The 22,264-nt window shown below is 70.9% G+C and carries 11 protein-coding genes; 8 read left to right on the top strand and 3 right to left on the bottom strand.

Annotated features, from left to right (window positions below; translation table 11 throughout):
* The first annotated feature begins 1 nt into the window (after position 1).
* Positions 2-5,338, top strand: a complete 5,337-nt coding sequence (locus HDC93_RS23945) for a DNA methyltransferase (RefSeq protein ID WP_185012909.1) — start codon at positions 2-4, stop codon at positions 5,336-5,338.
* A gap of 155 nt (positions 5,339-5,493) precedes the next feature.
* Here the strand turns inward: HDC93_RS23945 and HDC93_RS23940 are convergent, their stop codons facing one another.
* From HDC93_RS23940 to HDC93_RS23930, 3 genes are all read right to left on the bottom strand, one after another.
* Complete coding sequence (locus HDC93_RS23940) at positions 5,494-6,183, bottom strand: hypothetical protein (RefSeq protein ID WP_185012908.1); 690 nt, start codon at positions 6,181-6,183, stop codon at positions 5,494-5,496.
* A 237-nt stretch (positions 6,184-6,420) separates the two neighbouring features.
* Complete coding sequence (locus HDC93_RS23935) at positions 6,421-6,609, bottom strand: DUF397 domain-containing protein (RefSeq protein WP_185012907.1); 189 nt, start codon at positions 6,607-6,609, stop codon at positions 6,421-6,423.
* Positions 6,606-7,457 (bottom strand): helix-turn-helix transcriptional regulator, encoded by an 852-nt coding sequence (locus HDC93_RS23930; protein WP_311774611.1) that lies wholly within the window; start codon positions 7,455-7,457, stop codon positions 6,606-6,608. The genes HDC93_RS23935 and HDC93_RS23930 overlap by 4 nt, the downstream gene beginning before the upstream one ends.
* Positions 7,458-7,617: 160 nt before the next feature.
* On the opposite strand from HDC93_RS23930, the gene HDC93_RS23925 reads away from it, so the two are divergent.
* From HDC93_RS23925 to HDC93_RS23895, 7 genes are all read left to right on the top strand, one after another.
* Complete coding sequence (locus tag HDC93_RS23925) at positions 7,618-8,076, top strand: ATP-binding protein (RefSeq protein ID WP_185012905.1); 459 nt, start codon at positions 7,618-7,620, stop codon at positions 8,074-8,076.
* Between the two features lie 98 nt (positions 8,077-8,174).
* Complete coding sequence (locus HDC93_RS23920) at positions 8,175-9,470, top strand: DUF262 domain-containing protein (protein ID WP_185012904.1); 1,296 nt, start codon at positions 8,175-8,177, stop codon at positions 9,468-9,470.
* Positions 9,467-10,654: a DUF3696 domain-containing protein gene (locus tag HDC93_RS23915; RefSeq protein WP_185012903.1), complete on the top strand. Its 1,188-nt coding sequence runs from the start codon at positions 9,467-9,469 to the stop codon at positions 10,652-10,654. The genes HDC93_RS23920 and HDC93_RS23915 overlap by 4 nt, the downstream gene beginning before the upstream one ends.
* A gap of 54 nt (positions 10,655-10,708) precedes the next feature.
* Complete coding sequence (locus HDC93_RS23910) at positions 10,709-11,650, top strand: hypothetical protein (RefSeq protein WP_185012902.1); 942 nt, start codon at positions 10,709-10,711, stop codon at positions 11,648-11,650.
* A gap of 101 nt (positions 11,651-11,751) precedes the next feature.
* A complete protein-coding gene (locus tag HDC93_RS23905) occupies positions 11,752-18,555 on the top strand; it encodes a DEAD/DEAH box helicase (protein WP_185012901.1) in 6,804 nt (2,267 codons plus the stop codon).
* Positions 18,552-20,846 (top strand): UvrD-helicase domain-containing protein, encoded by a 2,295-nt coding sequence (locus HDC93_RS23900; RefSeq protein ID WP_185012900.1) that lies wholly within the window; start codon positions 18,552-18,554, stop codon positions 20,844-20,846. Before HDC93_RS23905 ends, HDC93_RS23900 begins: the two co-directional genes overlap by 4 nt.
* Before the next feature lie 385 nt (positions 20,847-21,231).
* Positions 21,232-22,254, top strand: coding sequence for a lytic transglycosylase domain-containing protein (locus tag HDC93_RS23895; RefSeq protein ID WP_185013050.1), 1,023 nt, complete (start codon positions 21,232-21,234; stop codon positions 22,252-22,254).
* Positions 22,255-22,264: the final 10 nt, after the last annotated feature.

The following is a 22,264-nucleotide window of genomic DNA, read 5'->3' as shown; positions in this document are numbered from 1 at the left end:
CGTGACGTACGACTCCCTGGTCAACCACGGCGACTACCTCTCGGCCCACTATCTCGCCGAAGTCCTCCCCAAGGACCTCAAGGCCAAGGACGGCCTCCTCTCACGCTGGGCCGCCTTCGAGGAGCAGGAGCGCCGCCGGCACGCCGACGCCGTCGCCGAGGCCAAGCGCCAGGGCCTCGACCCCGACTCGGTGCCTCCGCGCGCCCGCACACCCCGCGAGGGACTGCGTGCCCTGCACGGTCCCTACTTCGCGAGCCGCGCCGCCCTCGCCCAGGACGCGGAAGCGCTCGCCGACAGCGGCGCGCCCGAACCCGAGGGCTGGCGGAAGCGGTTCACCGAAAGCCACCTGGACACCCTGCACGCCCTCGGCTATACCGACGCCCACGAGCAGACCGTCACCGTCCACCGTGCCGACCGGGCGTACACCCTCCAGGTCGCCCTCGCCGAATCCGGCCTGTACGCCGTCTCCTGCGGCTGGACCACCGAGCCGGACGCCGCGCTCGACCCGGACGGCGCGGGCCGCCTGCTCCACCCCGTGGACCTGGAGGCGTCGGCGGCTCCCCTCGAAGACGCCAAGGCCCTCACCGACTTCCTCTTCGCCTGCGACACACCCCCGCGCTACGTGCTCCTGCTCGTCGGCGGCGTCATCGTCCTCGCCGACCGCCTCGCCTGGCCGGAGGGCCGCTACCTGGCCGCCGACCTCGACGCGGCCCTCAACCGGCGCGACGACCGCCACGGCGGTGAACTCGACACGGTGGCCGCGCTGTTCGGCGCCGACTCGCTGCGCATCCCCTCCGAAGGCGGCACCGCGCCGCTCGCAGGCTTCCTCGACAAGTCCGGCAAGCACGCCGTCGGCGTCTCCACCGAGCTGCGCGAGGGCCTGCGCCTGAGCGTCGAGTGGATCGCGAACGCGGTCCTGGAGCGCCTGCGCGACCCGGAGAACGGCGTCACGCCGGCCGACCTCGACGACCCGGCCCGCCTGGCCAAGGAACTCAGCCGCGAGTCGCTGCGCTACCTGTACCGGATCCTGTTCCTCCTCTACGCGGAGGCCAGCCCCGCCCTCGGCATCCTGCCCTCCGACTACCCCGAGTACGAGCAGGGCTACGGCCTCCAGCGCCTCGGCGACCTCGTCCTGCGCGACCTCGTCGGCGAGCGCTCCCGGCGCGGCTTCCACCTGTACGAGTCGCTGGAGCTGCTCTTCGACAAGGTCGAGCACGGCCACCGCCGCTACGGCACCGAGCCCGAGGACCTGGCCGCCGAGGCCGCCGCCCGTGAGGCCGCCGAGGCGGAGCGGGAAGCGGACCGGCTGCTCGCCGACGGTGCGATCACCCGCGCCGAGCACACCGAGCGCGTCCGTGAGGCCGACCGCGTCCGCCGCGCCGCCGCCCGCAGCACGAGCGCGGGTCTGCGTTTCGAGGCCCTGCGCTCGGAGCTGTTCACCAAGGAGGCGGTCCGCCTCATCGCGGACGACCAGATCGAGAACCCGGCCTACCGGGGCGGCGAGGGCGAGAAGCGCCGCCCGTTCCTCGACACCCGGCTGCGCAATGAGACCCTGCACAAGGTGCTGCGCCGCCTCATGCTGACCCAGGGCCGGGGCAGGGAGCGCGGCGGGTTCATCTCGTACGCCCAGCTCGGCATCAATCAGCTCGGCGCGGTGTACGAGGGCCTCATGTCCTACACCGGCTTCATCGCGGAGGAGGAGCTGTACGAAGTCGCCAAGGGCGGCGACCCCTCGGGCGGCAGCTGGATGGTCCCCGCCTCACGCGTCCAGCACTACAAGGACGACGTCTTCGTCCAGCGGACGAACCCGGAGACCGGCCGCCGCGAGCGGGTGGTCCACCCCGAGGGCGCGTTCGTCTACCGCCTGGCCGGCCGCGACCGCCAGACCTCCGCCTCCTACTACACGCCGAAGTCCCTCACCGAGGTCACGGTCGAACTGGCCCTCAAGCACCGGCTCGACCAGGACGGCACCACCACCCCGGCCAGGGAACTCCTGGAGTGGAAGATCTGCGAACCGGCCCTAGGCTCGGGCGCGTTCCTCAACGAGGCCATCGACCAGGTCGCCGCCGAGTACCTGCGGCGGCGCGAGCACGAGCTGGGCCGCCGGGTGGATCCCGAGCTGCGGCAGATCGAGCTCCAGAAGACCAAGGCGTACATCGCCCTGCACAACGCGTACGGCGTCGACCTCAACGCCACGGCGGTGGAGCTGGCGGAGGTCTCCCTCTGGCTCAACTCCATGCACCCCGGCATGCGGGCCCCCTGGTTCGGCCTGCACCTGCGGCGCGGCAACTCGCTCATCGGCGCGGGCCGCAAGGTCTACAGGGCTGATGTCCTGACGGATGGTGGGTGGCTGGCGAAGAAGAACACCCTCCCGCCGACCGACCTGCCGTTCCGGGACGGCCCATTGCCCGAGGGCGCGGTGCACCAGTTCCTGCTGCCCGCGATCGGCTGGGGCGCGGTCGCCGCTGAACCGGAGGCGAAGAAGCTCGCGGCGGACGAGGCCAAGGCGCTGGCCACATGGCGCAAGGGTGTGCAGAAGGCGCCGAAGGGACCGAAGCCGTTCCAGGAGCGTGGCGAGGAGACCGCCGAGGCGCGGCAGAAGCGCTACGACCGGTGGCGCAAGGCGGCGGACAAGACCGAGCTGGGCCGCTTGCAGGGCCTGGCCCGCCGCGCCGAGTTCCTGTGGTCACTGGTCGCGATTCGCCTGGAACTCTCCGAACGGGCGGTCGCCCGGCGCGTCGACGTGTGGGGCGCGGACTGGCTGGAGCAGTCCTCGGAGGCGGAGGACAAGCAGAAGGTCCTCGACGACCTGACCCGGTACGGCACCCCGTACTGGCGGCTGAAGACCGTGATGGACGCGTGGTGCGCGCTGTGGTTCTGGCCGCTGGACAGGGTCGGCGAACTCGACGGCACGGACCCGGAGTACGCGGCCCAGGAAGCCGCAGCGTCGGCCCGGGCCACAGAGCGTCCCGGGCCTGTCCCGCTCCGCGATGTCGCCGACTGGCTGGACTTCCTGGAAAGCGTCCTCGGCAAGGTCGACATGCCCGAGAGCTCACTCCTCTCCGGCATCGAGAACCTCACCCCGGACGAGGCTCTGAACCGGCTGTCCGACGTGGAGGACAGCCTGCCGGGCTTCCTCGGCATGCGACCGGCCGTGCTGCTGCCGTTCCGCTACCCGTGGCTGAACACGGTCGAGGACATCGCCGGCACGACGGAGAAGGACATAAAGGCGGAGGACGGCCACGGCTTCTTCCACTGGGAGCTGCACTTCGCGCATGTGTTCCGGGGGCCGGGGGGCGGGTTCGACCTTCAGGTGGGGAATCCGCCCTGGGTGCGGCCGGAGTGGCTGGAAAGCCAGGTGCTGGCGGAGCTTGACCCCTGGTTCATGCTCGCCGAGCAACCGTCGGCGACGGAGCGGCGAGAGAAGAAGGCGTTGCTGCTGGGGGATGCGGGGGCACTCAGGTACTACCTGCGGGAGCTGGCAGCAACAAGCGGGATCTCGGAGATGCTGGGGTCGCCTGCCGCCTACTCGGTGCTCGCCGGAACCCGCCCAGACCTCTATCGAGCCTTCATGAGCCGGGTTTGGAGCAACCTTGGGCAGGGCGGCATGGCGGGCCTCATCCACCCGGATACGCACTTCGGAGGCGTAAAGGACGGGCGGCTTCGTGGCGCGGCCTATCGGCACCTACGGTTGCACGCCGGCTTTATCAACGTGGGAAACTGGGCCTTCGAAGCAAGCCGGAACACTGAGTTCGGCGTGCACATTTATGGCAGCCGTCAGGACGTGGTCCATTTCAACAACCTCAGTCGCTTGTACGGCGTTGAGCCGCTGCTGGCGTCTCTGGACCACGACGGCTGGGGCGAGGTGCCCGGTATGAGGCATGCCGGTACCTGGGATCTGCGACCACATAAGGCGCGAGTGATCGAGGTCGACGACTCCGTATTGGCGGAATGGCGACGGCTGACCGGAGACATGGACATTCCTGAGTCTCAGGCTGCGCTGCTCCAGCCGACCACCACGGCGGAGCAGGGGGCGATTGAGGCGCTCTCAGCTGTTGGCGTGAGACTTGGGCAGCATAAGCCGCCCATCAGCCAGGGGTACAACGAAACGAACGGCAAGAAGGACGGGTTCATTGCCTGGTCCACGTCCCAACCAGCCTCGCTGTCAGAGCTGGTCCTTCAGGGACCGCACTTCGGCATTGCTACTCCGATCAGCAAGCAGCCGAAGGTGCCGTGCCGAGGCAACCACGACTGGACCGCGTTTGATCTGACGTCCCTTCCCGCGGACGCCGTCCCACGGACGAACTATGTCCGCCCTGAATCGTGTTCGCTCAAGAGGTACGAAGGCGAACAGGACCGCTGGCTAGACCGAGCGCGACTCAGAGTCGACTGGCAGCCGAGCGCTGAGGAGTGGGCGGGCCGCAGTGATGTTCTGACAGAGGACGAGCTGAAGCTGGATGACGGTGAGCAGCGGGAGTTGCTGCGCGAGCGATTGTGGTCCTTCCGGCCCTACACCCAGTTCTACCGGCTGGCCTGGCGCGTCATGATCCCGTTCAATACGGAGCGGAGTCTGTTTCCGGCACTTATCCCGCCAGGTCCGGCGCATGTGGATGCCGTCAATTCAATGGCGCTGGAGTGCAATCGAGTTACTGCCTTGAACGCAGGCTTCTGGTACTCGCTGCCATTCGACTACCTACTTCGAATCACGGGTCGTTCGCACCTGCGCGTCGCCGAAGCCTTTGCAATGCCTTACGCTGACCCGGTTCACCCCCTCGCAAGTCCTCTTCTTCTGCGGACCCTTCGACTCAGCTGCCTCACCGACGCGTACGCGCCACTCTGGGGCGAGCTCTACGAAATGACCTGGCCTGGTTATGAGGATTGGGGTGTGGAGTGGCCCTACCTTGCGCCGCTTGCCAGCGGGATTGGGAAAGAATGGAGACACGGCACACCTCTTCGGACGGAGTACGAGCGTCGTGCCGCCCTTGTGGAGATCGACGCCCTGGTGGCGGTATGGCTCGGCATGAGCGCGGACGAGCTTATCGCCATTCACAAGGCGCGGTACGCGATCCTTGCCGATCGGGAATCACACATGTGGTTCGACGCCAGCGGGCGTCAACTGGCCAAGGACCCGTATGCCCACGGTCACGGCCAGACCAAGGAGCACTACGAGCACTTCCTCGCCTACCAGAAGAAGGAGCGGCCCGAGCCCCCCGAGGGCTACACCGCCCCCTTCTACAAGGCTGACCGCGAGAAGGAGATGCGTGAGGCGCACGCTCACTTCTCCGCGCGGCTTCAGGAAGCCGTCGACACAGGCAAGTGGATGCCGCCTGCCCGCTGAACGGCAGCGTCCCGTGCCGGACCTGTCCAGCACGGGACGCAGGCCGAAGGGTCAGTCGCCGAAAATGCTGGCCAAGTCCGCCGCCACCGCGCCCCTGCCGTCACGGCTCGACATTGTGATGGACGGCGCATACAGCAGGCTGGATGATGTTGCGCTTATGTCCAGCTCGGTGCAGTCCCTTTCGGGTCTCCGAACGGCACTGGTCGACCAGTGAGGGCGTCCAGGAGGAGGCGGTCACCGAGCGGCTGCGACAGTTCCACCCTCAGGTTCTGTTCGATCATCTCGGCGGAGCATGGGCCGCTTTCTGCCCCCTTGAGAGAGGCGTGCAACACGACGCTCTCCTTTGTCTCCAGCGCTTTGACGACGGGGCTGTCGTCGCAGGATCCGTGAGTGGCCCGCACAGTCACGGAACGGCCATCTGCCGCCGTTCCGGCCAGCCGGGCGATGCTCCTGAGACCGCCGGCAGTCCCTTGCCGGGCTTGTCCGATCGGCGGCTCGGGAAGCTTTGAGGGGGTTACGGCGACACGCTTGAGCGGGGTGTCGTAGCTCTCCAGCGTGAACAACCATGCGGGAACGGCTGCGTTGCCACGGCTGGTCACGATGGTTGTCGTGCCGAGCCGAGCCCCCGTCACGGTCAGGTGCGGTCCGGCGCTGCGGTTGAGAGCTAACGACTGGTATGCCTTCTTCGCCTCCATCAGCGGGCGGCTGAGATCTTTCCCGTTTCCCCAGTCCACCTTCCCGAGGGCGGGGGCCTTGATGGGCAGATCGCCACCCAGAACGAAGTTCTTCGTTTCGAAGGCTCGCTCGTCTGCCTTGCTCCCGCGCCGGTCACGCGGATCGGGCACCCGCGCAAGCGAGTGGAGCAGCCCGGCGGCCCCACCAGCGGCCCGGTCGGCGTGAGGGCGCCACAGCGGGCGCGACGGGCGTAGGAGATGACGGAGCGACGAGCACAACAACCTCGCGGATCTCGAAGCGTAGAGAACTCCATGAGCCGCAAGTGCCGTGCTCGACTTACATCCGATACCCGCTCGTGCCCCACATGGTCAAACCTGGCGAACGTGACTCTCCCCGGGGCTCTGGGGTCAGCCCTGGGCGGCGTACGTGATGAAGTCGCTCCACGCGGCGGGGGAGAGGGCGAGTTCGGGGCTCCGCTGGTCCTTGGAGTCCCGGACGTGGATCGCCTGCGTGCCCTTCGCCACCTCGACGCAGTCGTCGCCATCGGAACCGCTGTAGCTGCTCTTGAACCAAGCCTGTTCGTCGATGCTGCTCATAGCGCTCCTCGAAGTTGCTTCAGCAGGCCTCTTGAGTCCTCGGAGGAGAGGGCCTGTGAGCGCAGTTTCGCATACCGCTGGAACGTGATGCTGACCTCCTTGGGGTCGGAGATCAGCATGCCGCCACGCTGTCCCTCCGCGTACCCGAACCACTTGGTGTCCTGCGTTTCTAGGAGCCTCAGCGGTCCGTCAAACCCCGCATGATCCGGCTGGTATCGCGGCATGATCTGCAACTCGACGTTGAACTGCACCGACCGCTCCAGCAGATGGTCGAGCAACTCCCGCATCACGTCGGGCCCGCCCGTACCTCGTTCGACAAGCGCCTGCTCGATGATGAAGCTGAACGCGATCGGTGGCCTGCGCTCGAACAGTTGCTGGCGTTCCAGTCGAGCTGCAACCTGCTTGGCCACCTGCTCCTCGTCCTTCACGGGCGGCACGCTTTCCGTCACGGCTCGCGCGTACCGCTCGGTCTGGAGCAGTCCGGGGATCACCCGGCACTCGTAGGTCCACAAGGTCACAGCCTGCGCCTCCAGCCGAGCCCACTGCCGGAACCAACTCGCCAGCCCCGCCTGCCGCGACAGATGCGGCGCCGCCCTCCGAAGGGCCCCCGTGCCCCCGAGGACCGGCTCCGCGCGCTCCACGAAGTCCCGGTCCGGCATCCGGCGGCCCTGCTCGACCGAGGCGACCGTGTGCTTCGAGTAGCCGACCAGCGTGCCGAACTCCTCCCGGCTCAGGCCCGCGTGTTCGCGTAAGGCCTGGACGACCGCGCCGAAGGTGCGCAGACTGTCCGACGCCCCCGGTTCCGCGCCGCCCGCGCCCGTACCGCCGTCCGTGCTCTCGTAGGCCACCGCCGGACACCTCCCGTGCCACCCGCCCGCCGTAACGCTTCTGACTCCGTTCATGGTCACGCACGGTGACGCGTACTGTCCACGGAATGTGCGCGTACGCTGACCCAGCGTACGCGGGGTCGCCCTGGTGAATCGCCTGATTCAGCGTCACATTGGGCATATGACACCACCGTCCACCCCCACAACCCGCCGAGCGCCCGTCACCGTACGTGTGTTCACCCAGCGGTTCAGCTCCACCCCGCGCGGCGCCCGCCTCGCCCGCCGGCTCGCACTGCACCAGCTCGACACCTGGGGCGTGCCGTACGGCAGTGAGGCGTCCGACACCGCCGCCCTGCTCGTCGCGGAACTCGCCGCCAACGCCGTCACGCACGGCCGCGTCCCCGGCCGGGACTTCGAGGTCGCCGTCAGGCTCCTCGGCCGGACCCTGCGCATCGAGGTCTCCGACACCCGGGGCGAGGAGCGGCCCGTCGGCCCCGGCGCGCCCCGCCCGGCGCTCCCGCCGCTCGCGGAGACCGGCCGGGGCATGCTCCTCGTGGAGGCCCTCGCGGACCGGTGGGACGTCCTCGACCGCGTCCCCGTCGGCAAGACGGTCGTCGCCGAGCTGGATCTGCCGCGCTGACGGGCGCCGACAGGCCCGGACGATCTCGCTGACAGGCCACGACGCCGTCTATAGGCTGTGCCGGGCACGGCATCGGGCGGCGGAGGGCAACGGGGAGCATGGCGGACCTGGAGGACAGCGGCGGCGGCCGGGGCGCCGGGCGGCACCGGCCGGCGCGACCCCGGGGGTACGCCGTACCGGAGGACGTCGAGGGCGGGCCCGACGCGTTCTTCCTGCCGCTGGGGCCGCCCCTGGAGATCGGGTCCGACGGCCGGCCGACCGGCGTCGAGCTGGAGCTTCCCTCCGACGACGAGGAGGGGGAGGAGGGCCCCTACAGCGACGCCGACGGCATCTCCGCGCCGTTCCGGCCCGACAGCATCAAGATCCACACGGAGACCACCACCGTGGACCTGCTGCTGTCCCGGCTGCGGGAGGGCATGATCGACCTCGCCCCGGACTTCCAGCGCCGGGCCGGGATCTGGAGCGACCGCGCGCAGAGCCGTCTGATCGAGTCGCTGCTGCTGCGCATCCCGATCTCCAACCTCCACATGGCCCAGGACGACGAGGACAAGTGGGCCGTGGTGGACGGCGTCCAGCGGCTCACCGCCATCGCCCGGTTCATGGAGCCCAAGCTCACCGGCCTAGGTCCCCTGACCCTCCGGGGCATGGACTACCTCTGGAAACTCGACGGCAGCACCTACCAGGAGCTGACCGGACGGCTGAAGATCAGGTTGCGCGAGACCCAGCTGACCGTCCACATCATGCAGCAGGGCACCCCGGACACCGTCAAGCACAACGTGTTCTCCCGGATCAACACCACCGGCATGCGGCTGACGCAGCAGGAGCTGCGGCACGCGCTGGTGCGGGGTGCGGCCCGGGAGTTCCTCGCGGACCTCGCCGAGGACCCGGCGTTCGGCGAGGCCACGCAGTGGAGCGTGTCCAACGAGCGGATGGCCGACCGGGAGATGGTGCTGCGCTTCCTCGCCTTCCGCCTGACCAACCCGGCCGCGCACGACGAGAAGGACTTCGACCGCTTCCTCACCGATGTGATGTACCGGGTCAACAACCTCACCGAGGAGCGGCGGGAGCAGCTGACACGGGAGTTCCGCAGGGCGATGCGGTGCGCGCGGGACCTGTTCGGGGAGCGGGCCTTCCGCAAGTGGCGTGACGGGCCGGGGCGTTCGCCCATCAACAAGGCCCTCTTCGAGACGATCTCCGTTCATCTCGCGCTGCTCGACGACCAGGAGCGGGACCGGCTGGTAGCGTCTCGGGAGATCTTGCTCGACCGGTACGCCGAGCTCATGAGGGACTGGGACTTCGACCGGTCGATCTCCATCGGCACCGGCGACCCGGCGAAGATCCGCACCAGATTCCAGTACGTGGCACGGTTGTTCCGGGGGGTAGCCGAACAGTGATCGACCGTCTGACCCTGCACAACTTCAAGGCGTTCCGCGACGCGTCCTTACCGCTGGGGCCGCTCACCCTCCTGACCGGGCTCAACTCGTCCGGCAAGAGCAGCGTCCTCCAGTCGATCGCGCTGCTGCGCCAGTCGTTCGAGGCGGGCGACCTCGCGGTCTCCGAGTACCTGCGCGAGGCGCAGCGGGCCGGACTGCGGCACAGCGTCGCCAACCAGGGCTTCCTGCTCAACGGCGAACTCGTCGGCCTCGGCACCGGAGAGGACGTCCTGCACGAGGACTTCGCGGGGGACGAGGCCCGGATCGGTCTCGCCGTCGACGAGGGGCCGTACCACTACGGCTGGACCGTCGACTACGACCCCGAGCAGAACCTGCTGCCGCTGCGCGACGTGGACCTGCCGTCCACCTCCGAGGGGTCCGCGGCACCGACCGGTCCCGAAGCCGTGGCCCCGTCGTTCCTCACCGCGCCCTTCCAGTACCTGCACGCCGACCGGATCTCGCCCGCCGAGTTCTACCCGCGTGACCACCACGCCGCCGTCGGCCGGGGCTTCCTCGGCGTACGGGGCGAGCACACCGTCAACTTCCTCCGCCACCACGCCCGGGACGAGGTCCCCAAGGGCCCGCTGCACCATCCGCGCGCCGAGTCCGATTCCCTGCGCGAACAGGCCGCCGCCTGGATGGGCGACCTGTGCCCCGGAGTGGACATCCAGGCCGACCCCATCGAGGGCGCCGACGCCGTGCGCCTCTCCTACGGGTTCCAGGGCACGCTCGGCCCCACCCGGCGCCGCCGGCCCAGCCACGTCGGCTTCGGCCTCACCTACGTCCTGCCGGTCGTGGTGGCCTGCCTCACCGCCCGTCCCGGCTCCCTGGTCCTCCTGGAGAACCCGGAGGCGCACCTCCACCCGCAGGGCCAGACGCAGATGGCGACGCTCGCCGCCGCGGCCGCCGCACAGGGCGCGCAGGTGATCATGGAGACGCACAGCGACCACGTCATCAACGGCGTGCGGCTCGCCGTCAAGCAGGGACGGATCACCCCCGGACAGGCGGTGTTCCACTACTTCCGCGGCGACGGCACCGGCGTGGAGGTCGTCAGCCCGCGCGTCGACGCGGACGGCATGCTCGACCAGTGGCCCACCGGGTTCTTCGACGAGCTGGAGAACACGCTCGACCAGCTCATCGGCTGACACGCCCGCCTGGGGAGGCGGGCAAGGCGCACACATCGTCGCGGAGGGGGAGACGTGCCGCAGCTGTTCCTGAACGAGAAGTCCTGTGAGTCGAAGGCAGATCCGGAGCGGGTCAACCGCGCCATGACCGAGATGGTCAGGGCCGTGCTCGCGGTGGCCAGGGAGGACCGGGCGGGGACCCGGCTCTTCTCCCGGGAGCCCGTCAACGCGTTACAGCTGGCCCAGGGCCACGCCATCGGCAAGTGGATCGGCACCCCGGGTGCCAGGGACCTGTGGGTGCGCCTGCTCCAGATGCAGACCAAGTGGCCCCACCGGGAGGCCTTCCCCGAGGGGGAGACCCACTCCGACGTGGAGTACCGGCACGACGGGCAGGCGGTCGAGGGGCTCGGGTCGGCGCACCTGACCGGTGGTCTCGGGGTGTCCCTGCCCGTCGAGCCGTGCTGGGACGCCGACCGGCTCACCCTCGTACGGGAGGAACTCCTCGACGACGAGGACGGCGGCTCCGCCCTCACGAGCGTCGAGGTGGAGCACGCCGCCCGACGGGAGCACGTCGCCACGCACCTGTCGTGGATCCGCCGCGGCGCGGACGGTGTCCGGCAGAAGGCCGTCGAAGGCCTGCGGTCCGGCACCGAGCTGTGGCGACTGAAGGCGGAGCTGTGGCCGCACCTCCAGTTCACACGGCTCGCCGAGCAGTACTTCACCGAGCTGCCCGAGGTGTGGGTGCAGCCGGTGGGGGAGCGGCTCGGAGAGCTCCAGGACGCGGTCAGCGACTGGAACCCGGACCGGCAGCCCATCGCGCCCCAGTGGCGTTCCTACGTACGGACCGAGTTCGAGGCGCGTCGGCGCCTGTGCTGGTTCACCGACGACGACGGCGAGAACCGCCTGTTCGACTGGCACTGCGACTTCCTGCCGTCGCCGGGCCGGATGCACTTCCGGCTGCTCCACGAGGAACGCACCCTGCGCATCGCGTACGTCGGGCGGAAACTCGGCAAGTGAGGCGGGCCCGGGGCCGCACCACCTCCCCCGATACCGTGGGCGGTGAACGGGCGCCCCCGGCAAGCCCGTCCCGGCACGACCAGCACCAAGGAGGACCGCGCGTGCGTCCCACCCTCGCCGCCGACCAGGTACGGGCCAGCCTGAGCCAGTACCTCGCGACGACGTACGCGCTGGCCGACGAGAGCACCCGCCGCGCGCTGGAGAACTTCCTCGGCGACGCCGACGACGGCATCTTCCGCGGCCCCTACCTCCGGGTGCGCACACCGTTCCGGACCGCCGAGGGAGAAGACTGGAAGCGGCACCTGGTCTGGCATCCCGAGCTGACCCCGTACCGGCACCAGGAAGCCGCCTGGGAACGGCTGTCCACCCTGCACGGACCAGCGCGGCCCACCCTCGTCACCACCGGCACCGGATCCGGCAAGACCGAGTCGTTCCTGATCCCGCTGCTCGACCACTGCTACCGGGAACGGCTGGCCGGCCGGGAGGGCGTCAAGGCGATCCTGCTCTACCCCATGAACGCGCTCGCCACCGACCAGGCCCACCGCATCGGCGAGCGGCTCGCCGACGTCAAGGACACCCGGCTGCACGACGCCGGGGTGCGGGCGGCGCTCTACATCGGCGACACACCGTCCCAGGACTTCAAGCAGGCCAACCCCGCGATCGCCGTCGACCGCGACGAGATCCGGCGCACCCGGCCGGACATCCTGATCACGAACTACAAGATGCTCGACCTGCTCCTCCAGCGGCCCGAGGACCAGCGGCTGTGGCAGGACTCCGCACTCGCGTACGTCGTCCTCGACGAGTTCCACACCTACGACGGCGCCCAGGGCACGGACGTGGCCATGCTGCTGCGGAGGCTCGGCTCCGTCACCGGGCTCGCGCGGCCCGGCCGGCCGCTCGGGCCGGTCTGCCCCGTCGCGACGTCGGCCACCCTTGGCGCGAACGGCCCCGACAGAGACGGACGGGGCACGGACGGGCGGGGCGGGACCGGGCGGCCGGGCGGCGGACCCGGCATGCTGGAGGTCGCCGAGCAGGTCTTCGGCGTGCCGTTCCCGCCCGACTCGGTCGTCGGCGAGGACCGGCGCTCCACCAAGGACTTCACCGGCGAGTGCGACTTCACCCTGCCGTTTCCCTCGCCCGAGGAGGTCACCGGCCTCGGCGACCCCACCCGCGACCCGGGCGCCATGGACGACCTCGTCGCCGCGTTCACCGGCCGGAGCGGACCGACCCCCGAGGAACTCGGGGCGGTGCTGCGCCGCCACCGGCTCACCGCCGCCGTCCTGGAGATCCTCGACGGCACCCCCAAGACCCTCACCGAGATCACCGAGGTGCTGCCCCGCTACGCCTACCACTGGGGCATGGCCGTGCAGCAGCGGCCACGGATCGCCGCCCAGGCCCTCGCCCGCTACGTCGCCCTCCTGTCGTACGCCCGTGACCCCGAGCACCCCGGACGGCCGCTGCTGTCCATCGAGGTCCACCACTGGGTGCGCTCGGTCTCCCGCGTGCTACGGGGCATCAGCGCGGCCCGCGCCGAGTTCCGCTGGGACGACGAGCGGGTGACCTCCGGCGGCGCACTGGCCCGCAAGGACCAGAGCACCGCCGCCCGGCCGTCCCCGTACGACGGAGAGGGCCCCGCCGTACCGCTCGACGCCGCCGAACAGGCCGCCGTACCGGCCGGCGACAGTGCCCCGCCGCCCGCCGAGGTCTTCCTGCCCGCCGTGTTCTGCCGCGAGTGCGGGCGCTCCGGCTGGGCCGCGTACTCACCGGAGGTCGACCCGGCCGAACTCGACCTGACCGCCACGAAGATCCGCCGCGCCTCGGTGAGCCGCGACAAGCGCCGGGTGCGCAACATGATCGCCGCGACTCCCCAGGAGGTGCACGAGGCCGCCTTCGCAGCCGGGGCGGAACAGCGGCGTGGCGGGCCCGCCGTCATGGTCCTGGAAGGCAGCGGCGGACGGCTGCGCCCCCTCTCGCCCGAAGCCGACTTCACCAGCCCGGTCAACGGCGAGGGACCACGCCGGCCCGCACCCCTGCACAACGCGGCGTTCGTCCACGTCGACCTCGACGGCGACCGGGCCGCGGAACGCGACCAGTGCCCCGCCTGCCGCACCTTCAACTCCATCCGCTACCTCGGCACCGGCCTCGCCGCGCTCGCCGCCGCCGCCATCACCCAGCTCTTCACCGGCGGCGAACTGGACAAGAACCTGGGCGAGAACAAGACCCTGCTCTTCAACGACTCCGTCCAGGACGCCGCCCACCGTGCCGGATACGTCGCCAGCCGCTCGTACACGTTCTCGCTGCGCGCGCTTCTCGCCAGCCGCATCGACGAGGACGAACCCACCACCCTGAACGACCTGGCCGCCGACCTGATCGCGGACGTCGTCGACAGCAAGGCGGTGCAGGCCGCCGTCATCCCGCCGGACCTGCACCTGATCCGCGGCGTGGACATCCTGCTCGCCGGCCGCAGCCGCGGCTCGCGGCCCACGTGGGAACTGATCGCGCAGCGCCTGGCGTTCGCCACCGTCATGGAGTTCGGACTGCGGTCCCGGCAGGGCCGCACCCTCGAACTCACCCGCACCGTCGCCGCCGACGTGCCCCTGACGGACCCCGACGCCGTGGCGGACCTCGTCCACGAGATCCTCCTCACCACACCGGGAGAGATCGCACTCCCCGACGGATCGGCGCCCGGCCCGGATCAGTACCTCGGTTTCGTCCGGGGCCTGCTCGAACGGCTGCGCATCCGGGGCGCCGTCCGGCACGCCTGGCTGGACCCCTGGCTCGACCAGGCCGGAGTGCGCCGGTGGGCGATCTGGGGCGGACGCGAACCCGGCATGCCCGCCTTCCCCCGCGGCGTCTCCGCGCCCGCCTTCCTGCTCGGCTCACCCAAGCAGGGCAGCGAGGACTTCGACGTGCTCACCGGCCGGCTCGGCTGGTACCAGGACTGGGCCGTGCGCGCCCTCGGCCTGCGCCGGGAGGCCGCCGCAGGTTTCCTCGCCCGGCTGCTGCCCGCGCTCGCCGACACCGGCGTCCTCTCCGCACGCACCGCGCTCGACGGCGCCACCCGCGTCTACGGACTCCAGCCCGGCCACATCCAGGTCCGCCGACTCGCCGACGACATCCTGCCCGACGCCACCGCGCACTGCCCGCGCTGCTTCTGGGAACAGACCATCCACCCCGACCTCGCCGACCGGTGGCACGGGCAGCCGTGCCCCCGCTACCGCTGCGGGGGGACCCTCGGCACCGGCCGTGACCTGGACAGCGGCCTGCGGCAGAGGGACTTCACCGACGACTTCTACCGGCGCATGTACCGCGACGCCGGGGTCTTCACCATCAACACCGCCGAGCACACCGGCACCCTCAGCCGCGCCAAGCGCGAAGCGGTCGAGCGGGCCTTCCGAGAGGGCACCGACGTCCACTACGCCAACCCGCAGGTACTGTCCTGCACCCCCACCCTCGAACTCGGCATCGACATCGGCGACCTGTCGGCCGTCGTCCTCGCCTCACTGCCGAAGGGACCGGCCAACTACATCCAGCGCGTCGGCCGGGCGGGCCGCTCCACCGGCAACGCCTACCTGCTCACCATGGTCGACCGCGGCCCGCGCGACCGCTACTACCTCGAAGAACCCCGGATGATGATCGCCGGGGACGTCCTGCCGCCCGGCTGCTACCTGTCCGCGGCGGAGATCCTGCGCCGCCAGTACCTGGCCCACCTCCTCGACCTCGCGGGCGCCGGACGGCTGACCGCCCCCGACGGGACACCCCTGCGGCCGCTGCCCGGGCGCGCCACCGACTTGTTCGGGGCCTCGGCCTGGCAGGCCGAGTTCGCCGAGGCCGCGCTCGCCGACGGCGGGCGGCTCGTACAGCGCTTCCTGGACCTGTTCCCGCCGTACGACGAGAGCCGCGGCACCGGCGTCAGCCCGCAGGCCCGCGCCGCCCTCGTCACCTACGCGACCGACCCCGGCGAGGAGGGACTGGCAGGCGCCCTGGAAGCCGCGTGCCGGCGCTGGGAGGACCGCCGGGCCGACCTGCAGCGCCGCAGCGAGGCCATCGACCGGGCTCACGGACTGCTCGTCGCCGGTGACCCCGACCACGAACGGCAGGGGCGCGAACTGCGCGCCGAACGCCGGGACGTGGCACGCGTCTCCCGCGAGATCAGCCACACCACCGCGCACGGCGCCCTCGTCGATCTCGGCCTGCTGCCGAACTACAGCCTGATCGACTCGGCCACCGAGCTGGAGGCCACCCTCACCTGGACCGAGAAGACCACCGACGGCACCGGCGAGAAGCGCAGCAAGACCCTGCGCCACAGCCGTCCCGCGCGCTTCGCGCTCTCCGAATTCGCCCCCGGCAACCACTACTACGCCCAGGGCTACAAACACCGGGTCACCGGACTGGACATCGGCAGCCCCGACCGCCCGGCCTGGCTCTGGTGGCGTGTCTGCCCCGACTGCGGACACGTGCGCACCCACCGTGCCGAACAGGACGCCTCACCCTGCCCCCGCTGCCGGTCCGCGGCCATCGGAGACGTCGGCTGCCTGCACAAGGTCCTCGTGCCGCGCCGCGTCACCTCCCGGGACGAACGCGACGACGTCCGGGTACGGGACGACAGGGACGAGCGGGACGAGCGGCACTACACCGTCGTCCCGGCCGTGGACATCGAAGCGGGCGACGTCGAGCAGGCGTGGAAGCACGAACATGCCACCTTCGGCTGGGAGTTCACCCGCGAGGCTCACATCCGCCACATCAACGTCGGAGCGACCCGGGTCGACGGCGGGGCCGACACCGCCTTCGCCGGACAGGAGGTCCGCCTCAACCCCTTCTGGGTCTGCGACGCGTGCGGCTTCGCCGACCCCGACGGCGGACCCGCCGCTCACGACGCCGCCGACCCTTCCGCGAACGGCAAGTACCATCGCCCCTGGTGCCGCAGACGGCGCGCCGGAGCCGACACCGCACGACGGGGCGAGAGGATCCTGCTCGCCCACGAACTGCGCACCGACGCCCTGCGCATCCTCATCCCCGCCGTCACCGCGCACACCCGGGAACGGCTCGCGTCCTTCAAGGCGCTGCTGCTGGCCGGCATCGCCCGCAGCTACGGTGGCGACCCCGACCACCTCGCGGTCGTCACCGACTCCATGCCCGAGGAACGCGGCGAGAGCGCGCACCGCCGCCACTTCCTCGTGCTCTACGACACGCTTCCCGGCGGCACCGGCTATCTGCACCGCCTCGCCGGCCAGGAGGGCCTCAAGGGCGTCCTGGAGGCCGCCCGCCAGGTGATCGAGACCTGCGTGTGCGTGGGTCAGGGCCGCCCCGCCTGCCACCGCTGCCTGCTGAGGCACGTCACCGACAACGAGTACGCACTCGTCTCCCGCGAGCACGCCCTCGACATGCTGGGCGACCTGTTCGGCCGCACCGCCGACCGGTGGAGCGTCGTACCGGTCGCCACCACCCGGGACATCACCCTGGTGCACCAGGTGGAGAGCGAACTGGAGGCGCTCTTCCGCCGCGGACTCCTGGAATGGGCCGAGCGGATGGACGAGGTCAGCGTCCGCACCGCGCTCACCGCGGACGGCACCAGGGACACGACCCTCCGCTTCACCGCACCCGACGGAACCGTCCGCGGCTGGCAGATGGAAACCCAGACCCCGCTCGGTTTCACCCGGCCGGACGTGGTCTTCCGCAGCACCGACGCGGACCGTCGCGTAGCCGTCTACCTCGACGGATACCGCTACCACGCGAGCCCCGAGCACCTCATCGCGGAGTCGGACGCGGTGAAACGCACCCGGCTGCGCGCGGAGGGCTGGCAGGTCTTCCAGCTCACCTGGGACGACGTGCAGGCCTGGACGGGACAGACCAGACCACAGGCCGACCCCGTGTGGAAGCCGTACCCGAACACCGCGCAGAAGACGGCCATGGACGTCCACCGGCGCATGCACGCAGGGGACACCCGTGACCTGCCGCGCCTGGTGTGGGCCAATCCGGTCGAGACGCTGATCGGCTACCTCACCGACCCCGACCCCGACGCGTGGCGGCGCCGCACCCAGAGCGTGCTCGCGGGCTTCGCCGCAGTGTCGGCGACCAGCAGGGCCCTGGCCGACGGCGAGGAGATCGGCCGCCGGATCGGTGAGGCGCTGCACGGGCGGCGGCTGGCCAAGGGGCAGGGCGCGGTTCAGGTCATGGCGACCCGGGACGCGTCGGGATGCCCGCTCACCATCGCGCTCGACCTGCGCAGAGGACAGAGCGGGGCGGTCTGGACGGCGCTGACCGTACTGGACGACAGCCCGGATGCAGTCACGGCCGGGGAGGCCGCCCACCGCAGGCGCTGGCAGGCGTGGCTCTACTGGAGCAACCTGCTCCAGTTCCTCGACACGGGCGAGGGGGACGGGGTCCAGCTGACGGCCGGGATGCTGCCCGGGTTCGACCCGGCTGAACTGGCGGTCACCGGCGGAGCCGGATGGCTCACCTCCCAGCGGCGGGCGCACGCACCCGCAGCGGAGAGAGGAGAAGCGGCGGCGAAGCGGCCGGACGCCGAGGACACTCCGGCGACCGTGCGCGATCCCGCCTGGGACGAGGTCATCGAGCTCCTTGTCGACGATCCCGGCCTGCCCGCTCTCGCCCGGACCCTCGCCGACCGGGGCCTGCCCGCCCCGGAGGCCGGCTACGAGCTGGGAGCAGCCGCCTGGCCCGCCGAACTCGCCTGGCCCGCCCATCGCGTCGGCGTCGTCCTCGCGCACCGGCCGGGCCCGGGCGGCGAACAGGACATCGATGCCGAACAACGGGACCAGGCCTACCGGGAGGCGGGCTGGCAGGTCCGCACCGCGACGGACTGGGACGCCGACGAACTCGCCGCCCTGGTGAACGGCGACGCCGGCAGTGCGACGAACGACCATGAGGAGAACGAGCGATGACGGTCACCGGCGCGCCGAGGACGGGCGTGACCCTGCGCCTGCTCGACAAGGCCGACAAGGAAATCGTCACACTGGACCGTGCGGTCCTCGGGGCGTTCTACAAGTTCCAGCACGACTTCCGCCGCAACCCGGACGCCGGCGGGTTCCACCTCAAACCACTGGAAGGCCACGACCGGCTCTGGTCGGCACGCGTCAACCGCGAGTGGCGGGCCCTGATGATCCGCCTCGGCGGTGACGACTGGCTTCTCGTCTCGGTCAAGCACCGCAGCCACGTCCACAAGAACCTGGACAGGCTCAACTACGGCATCAACCACGTCACCGGCGCCATCGAGTACGTCGACCTCCAGGTCGTCGAGGAGAGCGTGCTGCGCCGTGACCTCACGCCGCCCGCCACTCCCGCCCCGCCTCCCGCGCCCACCCCCGCTCCCGCACCGCAATCGGACCGGCCGAAGCCGCCGGAGGAGCCCCTTTTCGCCGCGTACACCGACGAGCAGCTCGCGGACCTCGGCGTCGCCGCACCCCTCATCCCGGTCGTCCGGAAGCTCACCACGGACGACGAACTGCTCGGCCTCGCCGAATACGCGCCCCGCCACAGCGCAGAGGTGCTCCTCCAACTGCGCGACGGCGTTCCGTACGACCTGGTCATGGAACTGGTCACCGCGCCCGTCGCCGTGACCGAGCCGGACACGAACCTCGACACCGACGACTGGCAGGCGGCCGTCGACCGCTCCCAGACCGTGGTGATCACCGACGACGAATCCCTGCAGAGCATCCTGGAGGAAGGTGACTTCGGTCGATGGAAGGTCTTTCTCCACCCCACCCAGGAGAAGCTGGTACACCGGCGCTGCTCCGGCCCGGCCCGGGTCGGCGGCGGGCCCGGGACGGGCAAGACGATCGTCGCCCTCCACCGCGTGTGCCATCTCGTGCGAAGGCTTCCTCCCGGTCGTAACAAGCCCGTCCTGCTCACCACGTTCAACAAAAACCTCGCCGCGGACCTGCGGGCCCGGCTGCTCTCGCTCGGTGGCCCCGATGTGCTGGCCCGGGTCGACATCGCCCATGTCGACCAACTCGCGACCCGGGTCGTCAGCGAGGCCGATCCGGGCAACGCCAAGCGGCGGATCGACGACACGGCGGCGCTCCGCGAGTGGCGCGAGCTCCTGGTGGAGGCGGGGGAGAGCCGTTGGAGCGCCGAGTTCCTCAGCGACGAATGGAACCAGGTCATCCTCGGCCAGGCCGTGACCTCCCGCGCGAACTACTTCACCGTGCGGCGTGCCGGACGGGGACGCAGTGTCACCCGCGCCGAGCGCGCCGGTATCTGGCAGCTCGCCGAGCGCTTCACCCAGCGGCTCGAGACCAAGGGGCTGGAGACCCACCGCCAGGTCGCGGAGCGGGCCGCGCGGCTGGAGATGGCCCGCAAGGCCAGGATCGACAAGCGGGCGGAGGAACGCGAGGAACGAGGAGGACAGGACAACCTCCACATCGAGGCCGGCTCCGGTGCGTGGCTGCGCTACCGGTACCGGCACATCGTGGTCGACGAGGCACAGGACCTCAGCGCCGCCCACTGGAAGATGCTGCGTGCCATGGTGCCGTCCGAGCCCGACGACCTCTTCCTCGTCGGCGACACGCACCAGCGGATCTACGACAACCAGGTCACCCTCGGCAGCCTGGGCGTCCACATCCGCGGCCGCTCCTCCCGTCTGACACTCAGCTACCGCACGACCCGGGAGATCCTCCGCGACGCGATCCGGGTGCTGGGCGACGCCGACTACGACGATCTCGACGGCGGCGCCGACACCCTCGCCGGATACCGCTCGGTCCTCCACGGCCCGGCCCCGTCGCTGCGCGGCGCGCGGAGCTGGGACGAGGAGATGGACCTCGTCGTGGAGCAGTTGCGGGCCTGGCACGACGTGCCCCGCGAGTCCACGGCCATCTGCGTCCCGACCAACGACATGGTCACCCAGCTCGCCGACCGGCTCGTCCGGCGCGGCATCACTCCGACCGAGATCACGCAGGACGGGCCGCGGAGCGACCAGGGCGTCCACATCGGCACCATGTACCGCTTCAAAGGACTGGAGTACCGCTGCCTGATCATCGCCGGGGTTGCCGAGGGGCTCGTCCCCCGGGCCTCGGTGGACGCCTGGGAACACACTGACCCGAGCCGCCACCAGCGAGAACTGCACCGGGCACGCTCGCTGCTCTTCGTTGCGGCGACCCGCGCCCGTGACGCGCTCGCCATCACCTGGCATGGCGAGCCGAGCCGCTTCCTTTCGCCCTTGCTTCCGTCCCGGTGACAAGAAGCGGGGCTCTCTCATCGACGCTGGAGTGCCACTCGGCCGCGCAGTCCCGCCATGCCCGCTCAGTTCGCCGCCGCACTCGTTCGTTCCACGGCGTGACCCCACGTACGGCAGAGGCGTCTACGGCGACGAGGCGGCCTGCGCGCAGGGGTTGCAGCCGTGCTGCCGCCCGAAGCCCTGAACGTGGCAACCCTTCCCGGAGCGGCCCAGCCCCTCCTCACCTGCCCTCGGAAGTCCCGTAGGCACCCCGTGCGCAATTCCCGCGACGGACCCCTCACTCTCCCCCGTAGAGCAGACGACAGGAAGCTCACCGGGAGGGGAACAGGACGTGGCAGGGCACAGGGGCAGACGTGTCAGGGGTACGGTAGCCGCGGTGGCGGCGATGGCGGCGCTCACCGCGTCGCAGGGGCCGGGGGTGATCCCGGCGCGGGCCTCCGTACCGGCGCCCGGTCAGGCACCGGCCGAGCACGGACCGAGCGTGTCCGGCGACGCCCCCTATCGCACAGCGCTTCCGCCCCTGCGGACCGGGAAGCGCTCGGGTGGCGGGGCGGCCGTGGAGGTGGGCGGAGCGCTGCCGGCGAGTGTGTTCGCCGCCTACCGGAAAGCCGAGGACCGGCTCGCGCGGGAGGCGCCCGGCTGCCGGCTGCGCTGGCAGCTGCTGGCGGCGATCGGGCAGGTGGAGTCGGGGCAGGCGCGCGGCGGAAGGGTGACGCCGGACGGTACGACCGTGGCGCCGATCCTCGGGCCGCGGCTGGACGGCGTGGCCTTCGCGCTGATCCGGGACACCGACGGGGGTGTCCACGACGGGGACACGGCGTACGACCGCGCGGTCGGGCCGATGCAGTTCATCCCGTCGACCTGGGCCCGCTGGGGCGCGGACGGCAACGGTGACGGGCGTACGGATCCGAACAACGTCTTCGACGCGGCCCTCGCCGCCGGACGGTACCTGTGTGCCGGCGGCCGGGACCTGTCCGTCCCCGCCCAGCTGGACCGGGCGATCCTCGGCTACAACCACTCGGCGGCCTATCTGCGCACGGTCAGGGCCTGGTACGCCTACTTCACGGAAGGACACCGCGTGGTGCCGGACGGCTCCGCCGGGCCCTCCTCCGCGCGCCCGGAGCCGTCGCGGCCGGCCGCCACACCGAAGCCGTCGCGGACACCCTCCGCCCGGCCGAGTGCCCCGCCGTCCCGTACCCCGCCGACCCCTGCCTCCCCGGCCCCGGCCCCGGCCGGAACCGGCCCGGCCGCCGAACCCGAGAGGCCGGACGAGCCGCAACTTCCCGTCCCGGGCCCGGACATGAAGCTCCCCGGCGAGAACCTGCTGCCCAGCGGTGCCCCACTCACCAGTAACAGCGCGGACTCGATGACCGTCTCCCCCTCCACAACCGCCGATACCGGGCGGTAATGTCGCCCCC

This window comes from Streptomyces sp. AK010, from assembly GCF_014207295.1.
Lineage (GTDB): Bacteria > Actinomycetota > Actinomycetes > Streptomycetales > Streptomycetaceae > Streptomyces > Streptomyces massasporeus.
Note: the sequence above shows the minus strand (reverse complement) of the source record. Positions and strands in the feature narration are given on the sequence as shown.